Source organism: Hymenobacter sp. HD11105, assembly GCF_054051685.1.
Genome location: NZ_JBSWBR010000009.1, coordinates 143,756 through 161,465 on the forward strand (window position 1 = coordinate 143,756; position 17,710 = coordinate 161,465).

Below are 17,710 nucleotides of genomic sequence, written 5' to 3' on the forward strand. Positions count from 1 at the left end.
CCTTAGGGAGTAACTACTGGTGCAAAAAAGCTTTACTTGGCCTTCGGCGCGGACTGCCATAGCACGTTGACAATCATCCACCGACCGTTGTAGCGGGCCAAATGGAAGTAATCGGTACCCCACTCGGCCCGCACCTTAGCCGTGGCAGTCTGATCCTGCACTTCATAAATGGTGATTTCCCGGGGGGTGGTAGGCGTAATCCGGGCCGTTTTATACCATTGCTGAGACAGGCGCACAAGCTGAGCAAAGCTCATGTACAACTCTTGGTAGGTGGTGCCGCCATCGGAGGCGTAAAAGCCCCGTTTCGCCAAATCTGGGCGGACGCTACGGATTGCCCTGGCCGTATCCCCTTGGTAAAAGGCCTCGACATAGTCAAGAATGGCGGCGCGCACCCCTTGCTCGTCCGCGGTTTTCGATTGGGCTTGCACGTGGAACCCGAGCAGGCTCAGGACCAGCACCAGCGCGAAGGCTAAGCATTTCATAGGAAGACAAAAGAGAAGTAGAGGAATGAATTGGGTCAAACATACTCCTGGCTCTTGCCCGCTGCCGGCTCTACTTTGCCAACGGCGCTATAGCTATACCAGTGGCGCTACCCACGCTTATAGGTCGCTACGCCAAGGCCTGTTTCAGCGCTTTGTACCGCTCCCGCCCCACGGGCAGTACGACCCCGCTGACCAGTTCCACTTCGTATTTGCTGGAGCCGTGGCTAAGCAAGTGGCGTACGTCCGTAAGGCGCACGATGTAGGATTTGTGCACCCGCTGCAGCTCGGGGGGTAGCACTTCTTGCAGCCGCTGTAGGCTCTTGTCGTGCAGCTCCACGCGGCCGTCGCGCAGGTGCAGCTCGGAGTACACCCCGGCGCCTTTTATATAGAGCACGTCCTGGATGTCGAGCAGGCGCAGGGTGTGGCGGCGCCGCACGGCTAGGTACTTCAAGGGAGGAGCGGCCCGTTGCCCGGCACCATCAAAGCGGTCGAGGGCCTTCTGCAGGCGCTCCGTGGTCAGGGGCTTGCCAATGAAGTCGAGCACCCCGTACTCAAATGCTTCGATGGCGCGCTGCTTGTTGGCCGAAATCACGATGGTGTGAAACGAGCCGGCCACGGCCTGCTGCAGCAGCTCAAAGCCGTCGCGGCCGTTTAGGTTTAAGTCCAGTAAGAGCAAGTCGATGGGCGCGTCCTGCAGAAAAAACTGGGCGCTGTCCACGGAAGGCTGCACAGTGACGCTGCGGAGCCGCTCGCCCAGCACCTGGCGCAGTAACCGCTCGATGCGGGCCGCCACTAAAGCTTCGTCTTCAACAAGGAGAACTTTCATGGTGCTAGCTAGGAGAGTCCAGGATGTCAATCTCGACTGCCCACCCACCGGTGACCGGCGCGGACGTCAGGCGCCACGCGCCGGGAAAGGATTCCTCTAACCGGCTTTTGACGTAGCGCGAGCCGGTGCCCTCTACTACGGGCCGGCCACAGGCGGCGGCATCGCTGTCGTTAAACAAGCGATAGCGAATCCCCCGGGGCAGCGTCTCTTTCGTGAGCACGAAGCGGCCGGCGCCGCGCTGGGTGTAGCCGTGAGTCAGCCCGTTTTCAATCAGGGTGTGGAACGTGGCGGGCGGTACCTGTTCAGTGCCCAGCAGGCCGCGGGTTTCCAGCACGAACTCTGACTGCCGGCGGAAGCCCATGATGCGCAGGTGAGTCCGGCAGAGCTGCAACTCATCTTCCATGGGCACGAGCTTTTCCTCAGCCATCTGGGAGACCATATCAAATTCCTCGGCTAGGGCATCAATGAGCTGATTGGCTTGCCGGGGGCTTTCCTCGATAAGCTCCTGCAGGGACATAAGCGTATTGAGTAGAAAGTGCGGCTGAATGTTTTTCCGCAGTAGGGCATTCTCCAGCCGCGCGGACCGCAGCATTGCCTGCTGCCGGACCCGGTTTTGCTGCACCAACTGCCGCCCCACCGAGAAAGCCAGGCTGACGATAAAGAACACGATGCCCCAGTAGTAGCCCAGCGGCAGCAGCCTTAGATAGCCCAAATACGTCAGCGCCGTGAGGCCCAGAATGCCGGCCAGCGCCCACCAACTGCCCTCGCGCCCCAGCCCCACCGCCCGCCCCGCGGCCGCTACCATCACCCCGGTGAACGCCACGAAATAGGGGCTAACCGGTACCCAAAAAAAAGCCAAACCTGAGAACGCTACCGCAGGCAGCACCCACCAGCGGGCCCGCGGCAAGCGAAACTCGAGCACCAGAAATACCAGCAGGCACAGGTCACCGGCCAGCAGGGCCAGGTACGGCAGGTGAGAATTAAGCAAGTAATACTCGGGAAAGCGCACATCGGGATCCGTGCCCCGCAGGCCGACGTATATTTTGAGGGCGTGCAGGGCGCAGTACCCGCTCAGAAACAGATACGGCAGCCGCCGCTGAAAGCCCGCATACAACAAGAGGCAAAACAGCGCCGAGGCGCCCAGCAATCCAATAATTAACATGGCCGAATGGCCGGCCCTTTGTTGGTCCACCATGAATCGGGTCACGGTGATAAGGGCCGCGTCGGGCTGCCAGGCTTGGTGAGCAAACTGCTGATCAGACACGCGCACCAGGAGCGTGTGCAGCCCGGCACGTAGCCGGTGGGGGGGCAACAAAAGGAGTTGCTGCCACTGTCCGGGCTGTTCCCCGACGGGCCCCAGCCGGCCGTTGCGTTGCAGCAGCTGGCCGTCCCAATATACTTCGGTGGCCGTGTGCCAGCCCTGCAGCACCAAGAGAGCATCGCCCGTTTGACTTTCAACGGGCGAGATTGATACCTGTGTGCGCAACCAGAACTGCCGGGCCCGGTTTCGCTCGCCTTGTGCCGGGGCATTGAGCAGCCGAGTTGGCCGCCACGGCTCGGCGCCCCGCTCCGGGCGCCACCACCACGTAGTTAATACGCGAACCAGCGAGCCAGGCTCTTCTTGTGCCCAGGCTAGCGGGCCCGTACTCAGGCTCAACCACAACACTCCCCAAATCAGCAGCCGGTAGCGCATAGGTTGAATAAGTAGCAGCCTAGAGGCTTTCAAGGTAAGCAGGCTTTTTGTCTTTGGCGGGCTTCCACCCGCGGGGCATGAGCGAGCTGCCAACCAGGCACAATTGGGCAAACCAGCCAAACAGGTTCCTGTGTTTGCATCAAGCTAATCCAGGCCATCGCCCCACCTTACTGCGCCCGCTGTTTTTCGTCTTCGCTGCCACTTTTCGGCGCCCCAGCCCTTGCCGAAGGTGAACGAATGGAGGGAGTTAAGGTAGAAGGCTGGTCCGCCGCGCTTGAGAGTGGCGCCGCCAGCACGGTGCTATCACTGACGGGCTGCACCGCCTAAATTAAGGGGTCGCTAGTGAAGCTGTAGCTAAGGTTCAGGCTATACTTCTGGCGAAACGTGTGGTTGAGCTCCACGTTATCGCTGGTTTGCGACACCAGCTCCGGGTTGCCGCCTTCTGGCTTGGCTCGATCCATAATTTCCCGAAACGGGTTTAGCTGGGAATAGGGAGCCCGGTCGATACGGCGGCTCAAGGACAGTGTGGACTCGTGCTGATCGCTTAAGGTGCGCTTTAGGCCCGCGCTGGGGAAAAGCTGAAATACCGGCGCGTAAAATTCTGATACTCCACTTGCCGCTCCTGGTGGCCCGTGGCGCGGGTAGCCTCGCCCTTCAGGCCCACTTACAGCGTAAAGTTGGGGCCCGTGAAGTTTCGATTCACGTGGCCTGCATGAATGGTCTCGTCGTAGCGAAAACGATTTGAGCGGTTGAGCTTGCACGTGGAACCCGAGCAGGCTCAGGACCAGCACCAGCGCGAAGGCTAAGCATTTCATAGGAAGACAAAAGAGAAGTAGAGGAATGAATTGGGTCAAACATACTCCTGGCTCTTGCCCGCTGCCGGCTCTACTTTGCCAACGGCGCTATAGCTATACCAGTGGCGCTACCCACGCTTATAGGTCGCTACGGCCAAGGCCTAGACCTGTTCGTTTAGGCTTCGCATGCACAGGCACCACGTGGGCGTTTAACTCATCCTAGATGATCTACCCCAACGATTAGGCATGAGCGGATCTACCCGCTCATGCCTAATCGTCCGCTGCCCTTTTCGGACCTTATTCGAGGTAGAAACGAGCGATACCTGTGAGCCGAATCGCTACCATTTATGAAAGTCTGCTAACTGCTCTCAAAGTCCCGCCAGCAGCGGAACGTCGGCATTCCCAAGAGGTGCTGCTGGCGCCGACGTGCTCGGTAGCTGATGCTGGCCAAGAACTGCCTGATTGCGGTGACGCGGCAGTTGGGACAAGTTTAGTTGCCTTCCAAGGCCAGGGAAGGCAGGCGGACGTATTTCAGGGCTAAGCGGAACAGGTCGACGTGGTGGCGCTCGAAAATGGCGGCAAACGCCTGTTCGTTGCTCTGTTGGAGGGCCAACAGCAGTTGCTCATCCCGGGAATCAAGGCCGACTGACTGCATTGGGGCAAAGGTGCGAAGCGGGGCCGAAATAACAAGGTGCCCATCCCTCAGGCTAATCAAGATCAACGTGATTCCCCCCGGCTTTCCCGCGGCCTAAACGCCTTGATCCGGAGTCGTTATGGGCCCTGCTCAACCCTCGTAACGGGAGGGTTACCTAAAAGGCAAGGACGTCAGTAGTTCAAGAACTTCGGGGATGCCTTCCTGGCGCCGCTGCGGTGAGGAAGGTCTGGGTGGCGCGGAGCAGTTTAAGAAGGGCCCGCGTACCGGGTCGAGGTCACAGTCATCACACCCCGTTGCTCGCATGTACCTTTACGACCAAACGTTCAACCAAGGTCATTATGGTAAGACTGCGGTCGGCAGGCTATCCCCTACAGTCTTTCCTTTTACCCTGGCGCTTTCCGGGCACTTTCGTTGGGGCGTAACGCCAGCGACTTTTTGTAGCTGGAAGTGGCGAACGCCCTTTCCCCTTTTTGCTGCTAGGCCTGCCCCAGGTGATAATAGATGCTATAGGCTCCGGGGTAATACTGAGGTGGTCAACTAATAGGGAGACAAAAGGAAACTAATGCCCTTTTCAATCTCCCTTTAGTAGACCACCTCACCTGCGCCTTGGGTTAAGCGGGTGCCGGGGCAGCTAACCAGTTCCCAGGTGTGGCATTTTTTGCGTATCCTGCCGCCCGATGGTGCCCTTGCTCCTCTACCGGGGAGTCGACAGTGAGCCAGGGGTGGGCCCGGCACGGGGGTAAGCAGCTGATACCAGGAGCCCGGAATGGGTGCATTAGCTGGCACAAGGACCGAAAAGGAGGGGTATCCGTTCTTCGCTCCGCATGTCCTCGCTCCCTGCCATTCCCCTGCAGATTATGGCTGATGACAGCATCGTGCTTCGGCCGCGCCCACTTAAAAGTCTTACCCTTTGAAAAAATTGGTGATGAACCACTCTTATGCCACTCCGCGCTACTTTATTTGATCTGCTCGTGCTGGTAGGCATAGTTCAGGGCGTTGTCACCCTGTTCCTTTTAGGCCTGAACAAAGCCAGGAGCCCTCATAAATCAGTGCTGCTGCTGCTGTTGCTGGTTATGGTTGGGCTCAGCTTTAAAATCCTGGTGCATACGCTCGGCCTGTGGGACCACCCCCCGTTCCAGTTCCTGCCGCTCGCCGTCGACACGACCGTGCAACCCTTGGTCTACCTGTATGTCTGCGCGTTAACCACCCGGAATTTTTCGTTTAGGCGCCACCACGCCCTCCATTTTGTGCCCACCCTGCTCTTCCTGGGCCATGCCCTGGTGGTGTACGCCGTGGTCGTCGCGCAGCCCGACGTAGCAATTAAGAATGGACTGGCGGAAAGCCTGTATTACAACCGGGTCAAGGTAATTGAAGATGGGGTGGCGGTGGTATCGGGGCTGGGGTATTGGTGGTTGAGCTTCAAAGAAGTGCAACAGTACCAGGCTTGGCTGTATCACAACCAGTCCAGCACGCAGCGCCAGGAACTGACTTGGCTCCGCAACATCTTGGCGGTGACCGGCGTGCTGGTCGCCGCGTTGGGGGTCAAAACGCTGCTCGAAAACGTCGGGGCCTACGAGCGGTACTTTCCCGGCCACTGGCAGCTGTTCCACATCTACTTAGCGGTCATTACGTACTACATCGCCTTTAAAGGGTACCGGGTGTACGAGGCGACCGAAAACACGCCCGAACCCCGCGCCATAGTTGCTGCAGGGGGGGGACTCCCCCCGCCGACGCCAGCGATTTTTTTGGCGGCCGGCACAGACGCCCGCCCGCCCGAAGCGGCGGCCAGCGCCCTGGGACCAGGCCCGCTGGACCTGGCGGAAATTAAAACTGAAATTCTCGCGGCGCTGGAAATCGACCGGCTGTTTCTGCAGCCGGAACTGAGCTTGAAAGACTTGGCGGCGCACATCGGTCGTCCCGCCGCGACGGTGTCGACGACCATCAACCAGTGCTTCCAGCAAAACTTTCGCACCCTGATCAATCAGTACCGGGTGGACGAAGTGCAGCGGCGGATGGCCGGTCCCGAGGCCCGTCACCTCTCCCTGTTGGGCCTGGCCCTGGAGTGTGGGTTCAACTCCGAGGCGAGCTTCTACCGCATCTTCCGGCAGCTCACCGGCACTTCCCCCAAAGACTTTATGAACGCCCGCCCCGGCTAAAAACCCCCTTTATTGCCAACTCTCAAAACCGGTTTTGAGTGCGCCCCCCGCTTTTATTCGCGCTCAGAACCGGTTGTGGGTGGGTCGGCTCCCAGTCTAGCCTTCTCTTTGCCAGAAAAAACGCTTTCCGTTTTCCTCGCAAAAAGCAAGCAGACCCATGAAAACAACCATCCTCGTGCTCGGCTGGCTGACCACCAGCTTCGTCGCCCCCGCCCAAATCGCCGCCGACCAGGTTGCCCAGCAGCAGCCGGTTACCCTGGCCCGGGGTCGGCACTTGCTCCAAACCAACTGGGACCAGTTCGGCATCTATGCCCGGTACGCGCCCGCTCAGGAGCGCCTGGGGTGCTGGAGCACCGCGCTGGCCCAGATCCTCTACTACCACCGGCTCCGGCCAGCGGGCACGGTGAATTATACCTGCTCGAACGGGTACGCCGTCCAAGACACGCTCTCGCGCTACCCGTTGCCCTGGCACCACTTCGCTCCCCAGCTTAACGCGGGCAGTGCCCCGGAAGAGATTGAGGCCGTGGCCCGCTATTCCTACCTAACGGCCGCCGCGGTGCAGAAAGACTTCGGGACTGGGCGGTACCGGCTCGTGGTGAACCCGGCCGGGCAAATCGAAAAGCACTACGCGGCCCAAGCCGTCTTCTACGGCAGCTTTACGGGTGAGAGCCCCTTGTCAAAAGCCCAACTGGACGCCATCGCCACAAAAGAAAACATCCGGCACCTGATTGGTCCGGATAGCGTCAAGTGGGTTATCCGCCGGGAAATAAAGGCCAAACGGCCGGTGTATTTTCACTACGGTAATTTCACCAGCTTCGGGCACTCCACGGTCATTGATGGGTACCACGAGCAGCACGGTGTTTTTTGGGTGCACATCAATTACGGGTCCGGCGGGTTCCGCACCGGCTGGTACGACTTGTTTCGGCCCATTGATGTCGCCGACGACCTCATGCTGCGAGCCTTTGTTACCATCAAGCCGCTAGCACGCCAATAAGGGGTACCATGCGCGAGCTAGCCAGCTTTGTTTTTCCAAAAGTCGGCAGAGGTAAGCCCCTCCATTGAAGAACAGCTTGTAAGACAGGCTAGGTGCGCGGCTTTTTGCCTTAAAAACAAGATAATATAACATTATCTGGATGGCGTCACACTAAATTTTTACCGATTACCCGGCGCCCCACGTTGTTCAATCCTGCACAGTCGGGCGGTACGTCGGTCCATCTCTTGCCCTTGCCCCCAGCCACCTTTTTCACTTGTCCGATGAAAACCTTTTTCTCTACCCTCCGCTACCGGTGCACCCGTAGCACCCGCCGGCTGACCGGACTGCTACTGGGTGCCGGCCTCTTCGCTACTGCGCCGGCCCACGCTCAGCAACTGGTCGCCCGGCCCGTGCGGCTCACCCAAAGAGAGGGGGCCACCCTGGACTTACGGGTAAACAACCCCGGCCTGCAGCCCTGCCGGGTGCGGGTGTGGCGGGGCAGTACCGGCGAGACCCTGTTTCGGGAGGCTTCCCTAAGGCCGGTCTACGGCAAGCAGCTCCTCTTCGAGGGACTGCGGGCCGGGCGCTACCGTCTGCTGGTGCAGGTGGGCGCCATCCGCCACGTCTACCTCGTGCAGGTAACCGACCCGGACGCTATTACGACCATTTCGGTGAGGCAGCAGCGCCCCGTCCTACCCCGTCAAGTGGTAGCGGTTAAGCAGGTAACCGCTGATTGAAGCTGCCATGCGGGCAGGCTACGCCCTACGTACCCTCCGCCCGCTTGGGTTTGCGCAGGGCAAAACGCCGGGTGACCCGTCGTCGCGTCAGCGGTAAGGGCGGACGAGCGCCTTTTCGGACCAGCCTAGGCCATGGCCAACACGACCGCGCGCAGCTCACACCCTGCCGATGTCGGCTCTTCCACAACTGCTAAGCCGAGTGCAGCAGGAAGAACGGGTCAGCTCGGTTGGGGCCCTCCGAATACCTACTGCTCGGCACGCCGCAGTACCCGCGGCGTACCGAGCAGTCCTGGTTCTTAGGCGGGGCGGCCACCGCCCAGCGGTCGGGCACGATGCCGGAAGCCCTCGCCGCCGGGCGTACTTCCAAAGGCGCGCGTTAACCACCACCCAAGTGGTACCCCATGGGTACCCGCTCGACCTAGACTCCTTGTTTGGCTTCTCCCTTTTAGCTCCTACAACTGCGGCCCTAGCATGCTCAACCTTTTTTCCGATGGGCCCGGGCTCGCCGCTCGGGCCCGTCGCCTGGACTTATCCAGTTCAACAGTATCCCGGGCGCCGGCCATTGGGTCGACTCTAACATATAGCGAACCTGTTAATTTGCTTTGTTCAGTTGTTACGTGCTTGATCCAAAGGCTCATATGTCCTTAATTTGGAGGTGGCTGGAACTGTGGCCATCGCGCTGACGACCACAAAGTATCATGGTCGGCGCCTAGTCTCGGCTTTACTTAAAAAAGTTATGAAAAAGTTGACCTTCAGCTTATTCGCCCCTGCTGTCCTTTTGGTTGTCGTCGCTGCTTTTCTGGCTCCTACCCCAGCGTTGGCCTGCACCATCGTCAGCGCCGTTGCTTCCAACGGGCAGGTGTGGAACGCAAACAACGAGGATGGGGCCGTGGGCGTAGGTGAGTTTATCAATGTGTTTCCAAAAACCGGCAGGGCCAAATACGGCTACTATACCCTGTCCCACTTTTCGCCCAAGTTGGGCGAAGGCAGTAACCTGCAGGGGGGAATGAACGAGGCCGGGTTAACCTTTGATTTCAACGCCATCAAATGGGTGGAGAATTTCGACCCCAAAACCAAACAGGTATTTCCGCCGGGGGACGAAGCCATCCTGCCGCATATCCTGGCCACGATGAGCTCCGTGCAGGAGGTCATTCGCTTCTTCGAAACCTACTGGTTCCAGCAGGGCTTTCGCGGCGCGCAGATGCACGTGGCCGACCGGCAGGGCCGGTTTGCCATTATCAGCGCCTCCGGTATGCAGCTAATGGAGAAAGGCCAGCCGCTGGTGTCCACCAATTTTGACATCTGCGGCAAAGAAGACGGCTCCTCGTGCTGGCGCTACCCGAAAGCCACGGCAAAACTAGCCGCGCAACAAGCCAGTCTAGCAACGATGATGGCTATCTGTAAGGAAACGGCGCAGGGAGAATCCACCCTGTACTCCAACGTGCAGAACCTGTCGACGGGAGACATCTGGTTTTTCTCGCAGTATGACCCCCAGAATACAGTTAACGTCAACCTCAAAAAATTGCTGGCGCAGGGGCGTAAATCGTATGCCTTTACGGATTTGAGAGCCCTGATGGAAAGCCGGCCAGCGCGTAGCTGGACGGAACCGAAGCGCATCGATTTGGCTGAAGACCAAAAAGCGGCTTATACCGGCACTTTTTTTAACGAGTTCACGGGTCCTATCACGGTTTCCCCGGATAAAGAGGGCCTGAAGATTACCACCATCGATGGCCAGTCTCAGGTGCTGCAGCCCCAATCGTGGACGGCGTTTTTTCTGCCCCAGGCCGACGTGAGGATTGAGTTTACCCTGGATAAAGATACCAACCACCTGAGCATGAGCATGTATGAAAATGGTTTTTGGGCCTTTAGTGCTGTAAAAGCGGCCGCCAAATAACAGGCTGGCCTCAATTAAGTGCTAGGGTAGCAGGGCTCAAAGTTCTATATAGCTGGCTGCCTACTCATCGACACGGGGGGATCTTCTTCCTTCAACCCTACGCCGGCTCGGCCTGCGGAAACTTTGGGGCAGGGCCAGCTCCACGGCCACAGTGGACCCAGGGCCGAAGGGTACCAGGACCCGGTCGTAGCAGTCGAGCGCCCGGTTAAGCGGACGCGGTCCGCGCTCCCGATAGAGGTTCGACCAAGGGCCGCAGGATTTGCCGTTTTCCCGTTGATGTAGCCAAGCTTTTCAATGTTCTCGTTCAGCTTCACCACGAAAGGAGTGCCTATGTAGTGAAATAAAGCCATTTACGGTACGCTAGGTTGCGCCCTTATGGTCTTAAGGAAACCCCTGCGAAACGAATCACTTAGCCACAGCTTTGGGGTATAGCTTCTCCAAGGTCATACTCCGGTAAGCGGCGCCCAGCGAGGGCAGGACGAGGCGCTTCATGATGTTTATTAAAACAGCTTGACGTAATGCTATGCCAAATGGCACATACCGCGCCGCCACAAGCACCCGTCCTCGTAGCCCCGCATTACCCTAAGGGGCGGCCGACCGGTGGGCTTGGCACCCCTTGGCAGCAGCGGCTTCTCCCCACTCCCTCACCAAGCCCCTAAAAGGCGGATTTTCGCAGGGCGTTCTCGAGGCTATCGTAGCAGGAAACGGTAAAGGAGAGGTAAGGCACTTCTTTGGGGGGGAAACTGCCCGGTATGTTCGAATAGTCCGGGGCACCGCGCGGGCGCTTGTAGTGTAGCCCCGAAGTGAATATTCCCACCGCTTGCCGATCCTTTTCCGGTCGGGTTTCGCTGGGCCGTAGATGCTGGTCAAAGGCCGCGTCGTCCAGCCGGGGTAATTTGCCTACGCGATGCCCGGCCGCATCGATCAGGTAATAGTCCGCGTTGGTAAGCCAGCGCTTGTCGGGCGGGTCCGAGGTAGTCAGCCGGCCGCTGGCCGGCACGGTCAGGATAATGTCACGGCCCGCCCGCGGGAGGGGATTAAAATAGCCTTCCTCGCACACCAAGGCTACTTGCCCGCGAAAGTCAGCAGGAATTAAGAAGACCACATGGTCTTCGGCGGGCAGCAAGGACCCCACGACTAAAATGAATACAATGGGCCCGAGCACGGGAGAAAGCAAGGCCAATAGCTTGGCCCAGAGCGGCTGCGTGCCCCTGACGATGAGCAGGACCCCCACCAGCAGCCCAACGGCTGGCAGCAGGAAGAGGAAGACCAAGGGGGGGAAATAAGCCGTGCCGATCATGACCAGCACGGCCAGCAGTAGACTGCCCACTAACAAGAAGGGCCCGGCCCAAAAGCCGAAGCGGCGCGTAGAAATATAGCGGGGGGACATGGTCCGGAACAGGGAAAACAAGTAGGGTGGCAGGACGATCAAGGCGGCCCAGGCCGCCCAACGGCGGGTGGGCGGTCCCCCTAGGGGCAAAAGGGGGGCCAAGGAGGAAGCGGACTGCCTCCACCCAAAGAAACGCTCCCTTGCTTGAACCACCGTTAAAGTAAACTGCCTCTTAGCACCAACGCGCCGCTGGTTATGCCGTTAAAACGAGTGGGCTATCCTCGTGGCGACTGTTCCCGCATGCGCATCGAGGATAGCCAATGGCGACGAGGCTATGGCGCCCCTGAGGTGGGCGCTAGGCACGCGGGAGGATGTATCCGCGGCACTACCTTTGGCACGCGCTGGGCTTCCATCTTCCGGCCCGCGTACGGGCCGTGGCTTATTATCTGTTGTTTCCGTTACTGCTGATGCTGCCGGTCTTGGTCGTGCTGTGCGGACTCGTACGGCGGCTGGCCCCGCGCAGTCGCCGGTTGCAACGCGTCGCGGTCGGGGCTAGCCTCGGGTGCTGGGTCGGGTTTGGCGTGCCCGCCGTCTACGGCGTGAACCGCGTGGCCGAGCTGGTGCGCCAAACCAAGCTCCACGCCCCCGCTGCCCATCAGCTCCTGCGATGGCTGGGCTTCCGCGGCAGCCACGACGATTTAAGGTGGTGGTGGAACGCGCTGGTCATTGCGTTCTGGTTCTCCCTGCTGGGTAGCGTGCTGGCCTACGGGAGCGCCCCTCGCGCCAAGGCGCGTACGTCCTAGCTTATTCCCTTATGTCATAACGAACGTTTCTTTGTACAACTAAACTGCCGGTCTGCTTCACAAGGAATGAGGTCCAACAGCTGCCGGTTTAGTTCAGAAAACTTGTTCAGCAATCAAAGTACACTTAACGTTACCTTCGTGACGGATAAGCTGTACTTTTGCCTTATGAACATCGGCTACGCCCGCGTCTCGACCCGCGACCAGAATCTGGAACTGCAACTCGATGCCCTCACGAAAGCGGGCTGCGAGACCATCTACCAGGAGAAGGTATCCGGCGCGAGCGCCAGCCGGCCGGAGCTAGAGCGCCTGCTCACGCAGCTGCGCACGGGCGACACGGTGTATATCTACAAGCTCGACCGGTTGGGGCGCTCACTCAAGCACCTGCTGCAGGTGGTGGGCGAGTTGCAGCAGCGGGGCGTGGGCCTGGTGTCGCTCACCGATGCCATCAACACCACTTCCGCTCAGGGCCGGCTCGTCTTTAATCTGTTCGCCTCGCTCGCGGAGTTTGAGCGGGAGCTGATTCGCGAGCGCACCCATGCCGGGCTCGCTGCGGCGCGGGCACGGGGCCGGGTAGGCGGCCGCCAGCGGGGACTATCCGAAGAAGCCGAGCGCACGGCCATCATCGCCGAAACCCTCTATCGGGAGCAGCAGCTCGGCGTCAACGAGATTGCCCAGCGCCTGCGCATCTCCAAAGTCACCCTCTACAAGTACTTACGCCACCGCAACGTGGTCATCCACGCCCACCGCAAACCAGCCCCAGCCACCCCATCCACTTAACCGTTGGACCAACCTTTTAACCAAGGCCAATGGTGAAAAACAGGCTTAAACGAGTAGGCTAGGTGGCTCGCCCGGCTTGCTATGCTTGCTTAGTGGGGGCAACGTGGCCGAAATGCTCCAGCAGCACCTGGCTGATTTTGTCGCGGGTGAGGGGCTTGGTGAGGTAGCCGTTGATGGGCAGGCCTTGCATTTGCGCCACGTCGTTGGGATTAAGGGAAGTGGTGAGCATGATGATGACCACCGTGGGGTTCTGGCGGGCGGGCCGCTGGGCGTAGGCCTGCAGAAACTCGACGCCGTTCATGCGCGGCATCTTCATGTCGAGCAGCACCAGGGCCGGGCAGGTGGGCGAGGTGGGCAGCTCGCAGTGGGTGTGCAGCAGGTCGAGGGCTTCCTGGCCGTTGCCAGCTACCAGGACGGTGTCGCTGACGGCCATGCGCCGGAGCAGGGCTTGGTTAAGATAGTTGGTGGTGTCGTCGTCGTCGACGAGCAGGGTGCAGGAGATGGCAGCCATGAGTTTTAGGCAGGGAGGTAAGCAGGAAAGGGCTGCCCGGCGGGGCTATCCGCGTGGGGTAAAAAAACGAGGAAGGTGGTGCCGGCGCCGAGCTGGCTATGCACCTCGATGCGGCCGCCGGCGTTGTCGACCATGCGCTTGACCATGTACAGGCCGATGCCCGTGCCCTCGACGTGGTCATGGAAGCGCTGAAACATGGTGAAGAGCTTAGGCAAGTGGGTGGGATCGAGACCGAGGCCGTTGTCGTGCACTTCGAGCACGGTGTGGCCATCACGGACGTGGGCCCGCACGTCGACGTGGGGCGTGCGGTCGGGATGCCGGTATTTGACGGCGTTGCTGAGCAGGTTGTAGACGAGGCTGCGCAGGTTTTTCTCGGCGAAGTGAATCGGCGGCGTGGCCGCGACTTCGACCACCAGTTGGGTGCCGGTCTCCTGCAGCAAAGGCACTAAATCCTGGCGCACGTCCTCCACAACGGCGGCCAGGTTGACCAGGGTGGTGGCCGGCGCATTTTCTTTTTGCAGCTTGGACACCTCCGTCAGGTGGTCGATGGTACGCTTGAAGCGTTCTACTGCGTCGAGCATGCGCGTCAGGGTCGGACCGACCGCCGCGTCCTGGACCACTTCGGTAGGAAGCTCCGCCTGCAGCAAATAGAGCAGGCCCTCAATGTTACTGATGGGCGCCTTCAAATCGTGCGAGGCCGTGTAGATGAAGTTGTCCAGGTCCACGTTGGTGCGCGTGAGCTGCTCGTTGGCCTGTTTGAGGTCCGTGATGTCGATGGCCGAGCCTACGTAGCCGTACAGCTCGCCGTTGGGAAAGTAGCTGGGCGCGCCCTGGGCCTGCAACCAGCGGTACTCGCCGTCGTGGCGCCGCATGCGGTGCTCCAGGGAGTAGACGCGGCGCTGAGCAATGGCGTCGGTCAGCACTTGCTGGACCCGGGCCATCTCCTCGGGGTGCATGTAGGGGCCCCACCCGCTGGTCCTATACTCCTCCTGGCTGACGCCCACAAAGTCGACAAACGCGCGGTTAATGTAGCGAATGGTGGAATCGGGGTGCACGGCCCACACCATGTTGGGCGCGGCGTCGGCCATGATGCGGAAGCGCTGCTCGCTCTCCTGCACCTCGGCCGCAAACTGCTCGACGCGCAGGCGCGCTTCGGCCACGTCCGTGACGTCGGCGGCGGTGTTCATCACGCCGTACACGCGGCCGGCGGCGTCGCGCAGCGGGAGGAAGCTGTAGTGGTAGTAGAAGATTTGGAGCTGGCCGTGCATGAGGACATCCACGCGCTGATTGCGTTTATGCAGCGCTTCGCCCGTGGCGTACACCTGCTGCGCCTGCTCGAAGATGGCCTGGTTTTCCAGCTCGGGCAGCACGTCGGCAAACCGCTGGCCGATCACGTCCGACCCCTTGCCCCACCCGTCCAGAATGGCCTGGTTGGCAAACTGGATGTGCAGGTCCGGGCCCACGAACACGCCGATGGGAAAGGGCGCAGCTTCGACGAGGGAGCGCACCCGCAGCTCGCCCTCTTCCACCACGCGCCGGGCCTGCACCTGGTCGGTGACTTCGTGGGCGAAGACCAGCACCCCGTCCACCTCCCCGGCGGCATTGCGGCGGGCTTGGTAGGTGAAGGTCCAGTAGATTTCTTCCAGGGGGCCGCCGTCGTGACGGGCCAGCCGCAGGGGCAGCTCCTGGGCCACGAGGGTTTCGCCCGTCTCGTATACGCGCTGCAAGTCGTCGAGCAGGGGGATGCCGGCCATTTCGGGCAGCGCCTCCAGCAAGGGCTTGCCGAGCAGGGTGCGGCCGGGGAAGATGCGCTGATAAGCTGGGTTGACCAGCTGATACACCAGCGCGGGGCCGTCGAGGATAACAATGGGGGCCGGGGCGTCCATAAAAAGCTTGTGCAACTGCTCGCGCTCGGCCTCGCGCTGCTGGCGGGTCAGTACCTGCTCGGTCACGTCGTAGGCGAGGATGGAAATGCCGGCGATCTCGCCGGCCTCGCGGTAGGCTTGGAAGGTAAAATTGAAGTAGCAAGTGCGCGCCGGCTGCCCCGCGGCCGGGGTTGGCGTGAAGGGCTGCTCGGTGCCAAAGAAGGTCTCGCCGGTTTGGTAGACCTGGTCGATGAGGGCCTTATACCCCTGGGCCACCAGTTCGGGCGCGGCCACGGCCAGGTCCAGGCCCACGAGTTGGCGGCCGGGAAAGAGCGCCTGGTAGGCCGGGTTGACGTATTCGTAGCGGTGGCCCGGGGCACGCAGCAGGGCCACCACGGCCGGGCTTTGCTCGAACACGTGGTAAAAGGCCAGCCGCTCCTGCGCTTGCTGCTGGGCCGCGGCCAGCACCTGGGCCTGCAGAGCTTCGGCTTGCAGGCGGGCCTGCACCCGCTCCGTGGCGTCCGTCAAAAAGGTCAGAATACCGGTCGTGTGGCCCTGCCCGTCGCGCAGGGGTTGGTAGACCAGGTCGAGGTAGTACAGCGCGGGCTCGCCGCCGGGCGGTTGCAGCTCGGTAGGCGTTTCGCGGCCCACGTAGGCTTCGCCGGTGCGGTAGATGCCGTCGAGCAGGCTAATAAAGCCTTGGTGCGCTGCTTCGGGGAAGCACTCGGTCAAGGGCACGCCCAAGCGGGCGCGGTGCCCCACCAGCGCGTCGTAGCCGGGGTTGGTGAAGGCAAAGCGGTGGTCGGGGCCTTCAAAGGTGGCAATCATGGCCGGGGCCTGCCCCAAAATTTCGCTCATGCGCTGCTCCTGCTGCTCCAGCGCCCGCCGGGCCTGCAGCAGGTCATGGACGTCGAGATTGGCGCCGTACCACAAACGGGGCCGACCGGCGGCTTCGGCGTCGGCCAGCGGTTCGGGCACGCCCTGGCTGGCGAACCAGCGGTACTGCCCGTCCGCCCCGCGCAGGCGAAACTCGTAGCTCCAGGGGCGGCCTTCGGCCAGGGCCGCGCCGTATTCGCGGGCAATGACGGGCAGATCGTCGGGGTGAATAAAGGTGGGCCACGCTTCGGTAACGGGCGCGCCGGGGGCCATGCCGGTGTAGGCGTACCACTGCGGGCTGAGGTAGAGCACCTGCCCTCTGGCGTCGGTGGTGAAGGTGGTGCTGGGCAGGCTTTCGGTGACGCGCAACAGGCGCTGGGTGGCGGCTTCGGCGTCAGCCCTGGCGTGGCGCAGGGCTTGGGTGCGCTCGAACACCGAGGCCTCCAGTTCCTGGTTGAGCTGCTGCAGCTGCTGGCGGGCTAGCACCTGCTCCGTCACTTCGGCGGCTACCACCGTGACGCCCGTCACCTGGCCGTCGGCCCCACGCAGGGGCTGGTACACGAAGTTCCAGTACACGGTGTCGCGGCGGCCCTCCCGGTCAATGAACGAGGGCATTTCGTGGGCCACGTAGGGCTGGCCGGTGGCCAGCACGCCGGCCAGCAACTCCTCGTAGCCCTGCCCGCTGGTCTCCGGCAGCAACTCGAACAAGGGCGTGTTCAGGGCCTGCGTGGAGGTGCGGCCCCACATGCGCAGCACGGTCGGATTCGCCATTTCGACGACGTGGCTGGGACCCCGAAACACGGCCAGCGCCACGGGGGCCTGCTCAAAGAGCTGGCGCAGCTCTTCGCGCTGCTGCTCGGCCTCGGCACGGGCGTCCCGCTCACTGGCCTGGCTGTCGCGCAACAGCCGCTCGGCCCTGCGGCGGGCGGTAATGTCCTGGACGGATTGGATGATGAACTGCACCTGCCTGGCCGCGTCGAGCACGGGCGTGTGGCGCGGTAGCCAGTGGCGCTCCACAAACCGGCCGGGCTGCGCCGGGTCGGGCACGTCGTAGTGCTGCGGGGCCATCTCGTGGGGCTGTTTGGTAGCCAGCACCTGCAGAAGCGAGGCGCGCACCTTGGCCACGCCGTTGGCTTCGGGCGTGGCGGGGTTATCGGGAAAGGCATCGAAGATGAATTGCCCCACGATAGTGGCCCGCTGGGTCAGCGTCGCGGCCAGGTAGTCGTCGCTGGCGCCCACTATTACCCACTCCGGGGAAAGCAACAGGTTGGCACCGGGCTGGGCGTTGAAAACGGACAGCAAGTCGGGCGGGGGTGGGGCGAAGGGCATCAAAACAGT

Annotated in this window: 14 protein-coding genes; 5 read left to right on the forward strand and 9 right to left on the reverse strand. The window is 61.3% G+C overall.

What is annotated here, in order from left to right; all coding sequences use genetic code 11:
• Positions 1–32 precede the first annotated feature (32 nt).
• The 5 genes from ACW9KT_RS19770 to ACW9KT_RS19790 form a co-directional block, all read right to left on the reverse strand.
• Positions 33–482: a nuclear transport factor 2 family protein gene (locus tag ACW9KT_RS19770; RefSeq protein ID WP_457083613.1), complete on the reverse strand. Its 450-nt coding sequence runs from the start codon at positions 480–482 to the stop codon at positions 33–35.
• Positions 483–609: 127 nt separating this feature from the next.
• Positions 610–1,308 (reverse strand): LytR/AlgR family response regulator transcription factor, encoded by a 699-nt coding sequence (locus tag ACW9KT_RS19775; RefSeq protein ID WP_457083615.1) that lies wholly within the window; start codon positions 1,306–1,308, stop codon positions 610–612.
• 4 nt (positions 1,309–1,312) lie between these two features.
• A complete protein-coding gene (locus ACW9KT_RS19780) occupies positions 1,313–3,001 on the reverse strand; it encodes a histidine kinase (protein ID WP_457083617.1) in 1,689 nt (562 codons plus the stop codon).
• Between the two features lie 323 nt (positions 3,002–3,324).
• A complete protein-coding gene (locus tag ACW9KT_RS19785) occupies positions 3,325–3,816 on the reverse strand; it encodes an outer membrane beta-barrel protein (protein ID WP_457083619.1) in 492 nt (163 codons plus the stop codon).
• A gap of 469 nt (positions 3,817–4,285) precedes the next feature.
• Positions 4,286–4,450, reverse strand: a complete 165-nt coding sequence (locus ACW9KT_RS19790) for a hypothetical protein (protein ID WP_457083621.1) — start codon at positions 4,448–4,450, stop codon at positions 4,286–4,288.
• A gap of 938 nt (positions 4,451–5,388) precedes the next feature.
• Between ACW9KT_RS19790 and ACW9KT_RS19795 the strand changes: the two genes are divergently transcribed.
• The 4 genes from ACW9KT_RS19795 (at position 5,389) to ACW9KT_RS19810 (ending at position 10,210) form a co-directional block, all read left to right on the forward strand.
• Entirely contained in the window at positions 5,389–6,606 is a 1,218-nt protein-coding gene (locus ACW9KT_RS19795; RefSeq protein ID WP_457083623.1) for a helix-turn-helix domain-containing protein, read from the forward strand.
• Between the two features lie 157 nt (positions 6,607–6,763).
• Positions 6,764–7,600, forward strand: a complete 837-nt coding sequence (locus ACW9KT_RS19800) for a C10 family peptidase (protein WP_457083625.1) — start codon at positions 6,764–6,766, stop codon at positions 7,598–7,600.
• Between the two features lie 260 nt (positions 7,601–7,860).
• Entirely contained in the window at positions 7,861–8,316 is a 456-nt protein-coding gene (locus ACW9KT_RS19805) for a hypothetical protein (RefSeq protein WP_457083627.1), read from the forward strand.
• 736 nt (positions 8,317–9,052) lie between these two features.
• Positions 9,053–10,210, forward strand: a complete 1,158-nt coding sequence (locus ACW9KT_RS19810) for a hypothetical protein (protein WP_457083629.1) — start codon at positions 9,053–9,055, stop codon at positions 10,208–10,210.
• 655 nt (positions 10,211–10,865) lie between these two features.
• On the opposite strand, the gene ACW9KT_RS19815 is transcribed toward ACW9KT_RS19810, so the two are convergent.
• A complete protein-coding gene (locus tag ACW9KT_RS19815) occupies positions 10,866–11,600 on the reverse strand; it encodes a DUF6843 domain-containing protein (protein WP_457083631.1) in 735 nt (244 codons plus the stop codon).
• Positions 11,601–11,998: 398 nt separating this feature from the next.
• Positions 11,999–12,232 carry a hypothetical protein gene (locus tag ACW9KT_RS19820; RefSeq protein ID WP_457083633.1) on the reverse strand — a complete coding sequence of 78 codons (234 nt, stop codon included), beginning with the start codon at positions 12,230–12,232 and terminating at the stop codon, positions 11,999–12,001.
• A gap of 276 nt (positions 12,233–12,508) precedes the next feature.
• Between ACW9KT_RS19820 and ACW9KT_RS19825 the strand changes: the two genes are divergently transcribed.
• Positions 12,509–13,120 carry a recombinase family protein gene (locus ACW9KT_RS19825; RefSeq protein WP_457083669.1) on the forward strand — a complete coding sequence of 204 codons (612 nt, stop codon included), beginning with the start codon at positions 12,509–12,511 and terminating at the stop codon, positions 13,118–13,120.
• A gap of 79 nt (positions 13,121–13,199) precedes the next feature.
• Here the strand turns inward: ACW9KT_RS19825 and ACW9KT_RS19830 are convergent, their stop codons facing one another.
• Together ACW9KT_RS19830 and ACW9KT_RS19835 are read right to left on the reverse strand one after the other, a co-directional pair.
• Positions 13,200–13,631, reverse strand: a complete 432-nt coding sequence (locus tag ACW9KT_RS19830) for a response regulator (RefSeq protein ID WP_457083635.1) — start codon at positions 13,629–13,631, stop codon at positions 13,200–13,202.
• Positions 13,632–13,636: 5 nt separating this feature from the next.
• Positions 13,637–17,674: a PAS domain-containing protein gene (locus tag ACW9KT_RS19835; RefSeq protein ID WP_457083637.1), complete on the reverse strand. Its 4,038-nt coding sequence runs from the start codon at positions 17,672–17,674 to the stop codon at positions 13,637–13,639.
• Positions 17,675–17,710 lie beyond the last annotated feature (36 nt).

Bases quoted from the DNA above. Each gene is read 5' to 3' on its own strand.
- ACW9KT_RS19830 (WP_457083635.1), bottom strand. From the start codon at position 13,631: ATGGCTGCCATCTCCTGCACCCTGCTCGTCGACGACGACGACACCACC.
- ACW9KT_RS19770 (WP_457083613.1), bottom strand. From the start codon at position 482: ATGAAATGCTTAGCCTTCGCGCTGGTGCTGGTCCTGAGCCTGCTCGGG.
- ACW9KT_RS19795 (WP_457083623.1), top strand. From the start codon at position 5,389: ATGCCACTCCGCGCTACTTTATTTGATCTGCTCGTGCTGGTAGGCATA.
- ACW9KT_RS19810 (WP_457083629.1), top strand. From the start codon at position 9,053: ATGAAAAAGTTGACCTTCAGCTTATTCGCCCCTGCTGTCCTTTTGGTT.
- ACW9KT_RS19780 (WP_457083617.1), bottom strand. From the start codon at position 3,001: ATGCGCTACCGGCTGCTGATTTGGGGAGTGTTGTGGTTGAGCCTGAGT.
- ACW9KT_RS19800 (WP_457083625.1), top strand. From the start codon at position 6,764: ATGAAAACAACCATCCTCGTGCTCGGCTGGCTGACCACCAGCTTCGTC.
- ACW9KT_RS19825 (WP_457083669.1), top strand. From the start codon at position 12,509: ATGAACATCGGCTACGCCCGCGTCTCGACCCGCGACCAGAATCTGGAA.
- ACW9KT_RS19790 (WP_457083621.1), bottom strand. From the start codon at position 4,450: ATGCAGTCAGTCGGCCTTGATTCCCGGGATGAGCAACTGCTGTTGGCC.
- ACW9KT_RS19775 (WP_457083615.1), bottom strand. From the start codon at position 1,308: ATGAAAGTTCTCCTTGTTGAAGACGAAGCTTTAGTGGCGGCCCGCATC.
- ACW9KT_RS19815 (WP_457083631.1), bottom strand. From the start codon at position 11,600: ATGTCCCCCCGCTATATTTCTACGCGCCGCTTCGGCTTTTGGGCCGGG.
- ACW9KT_RS19805 (WP_457083627.1), top strand. From the start codon at position 7,861: ATGAAAACCTTTTTCTCTACCCTCCGCTACCGGTGCACCCGTAGCACC.
- ACW9KT_RS19785 (WP_457083619.1), bottom strand. From the start codon at position 3,816: ATGAAATGCTTAGCCTTCGCGCTGGTGCTGGTCCTGAGCCTGCTCGGG.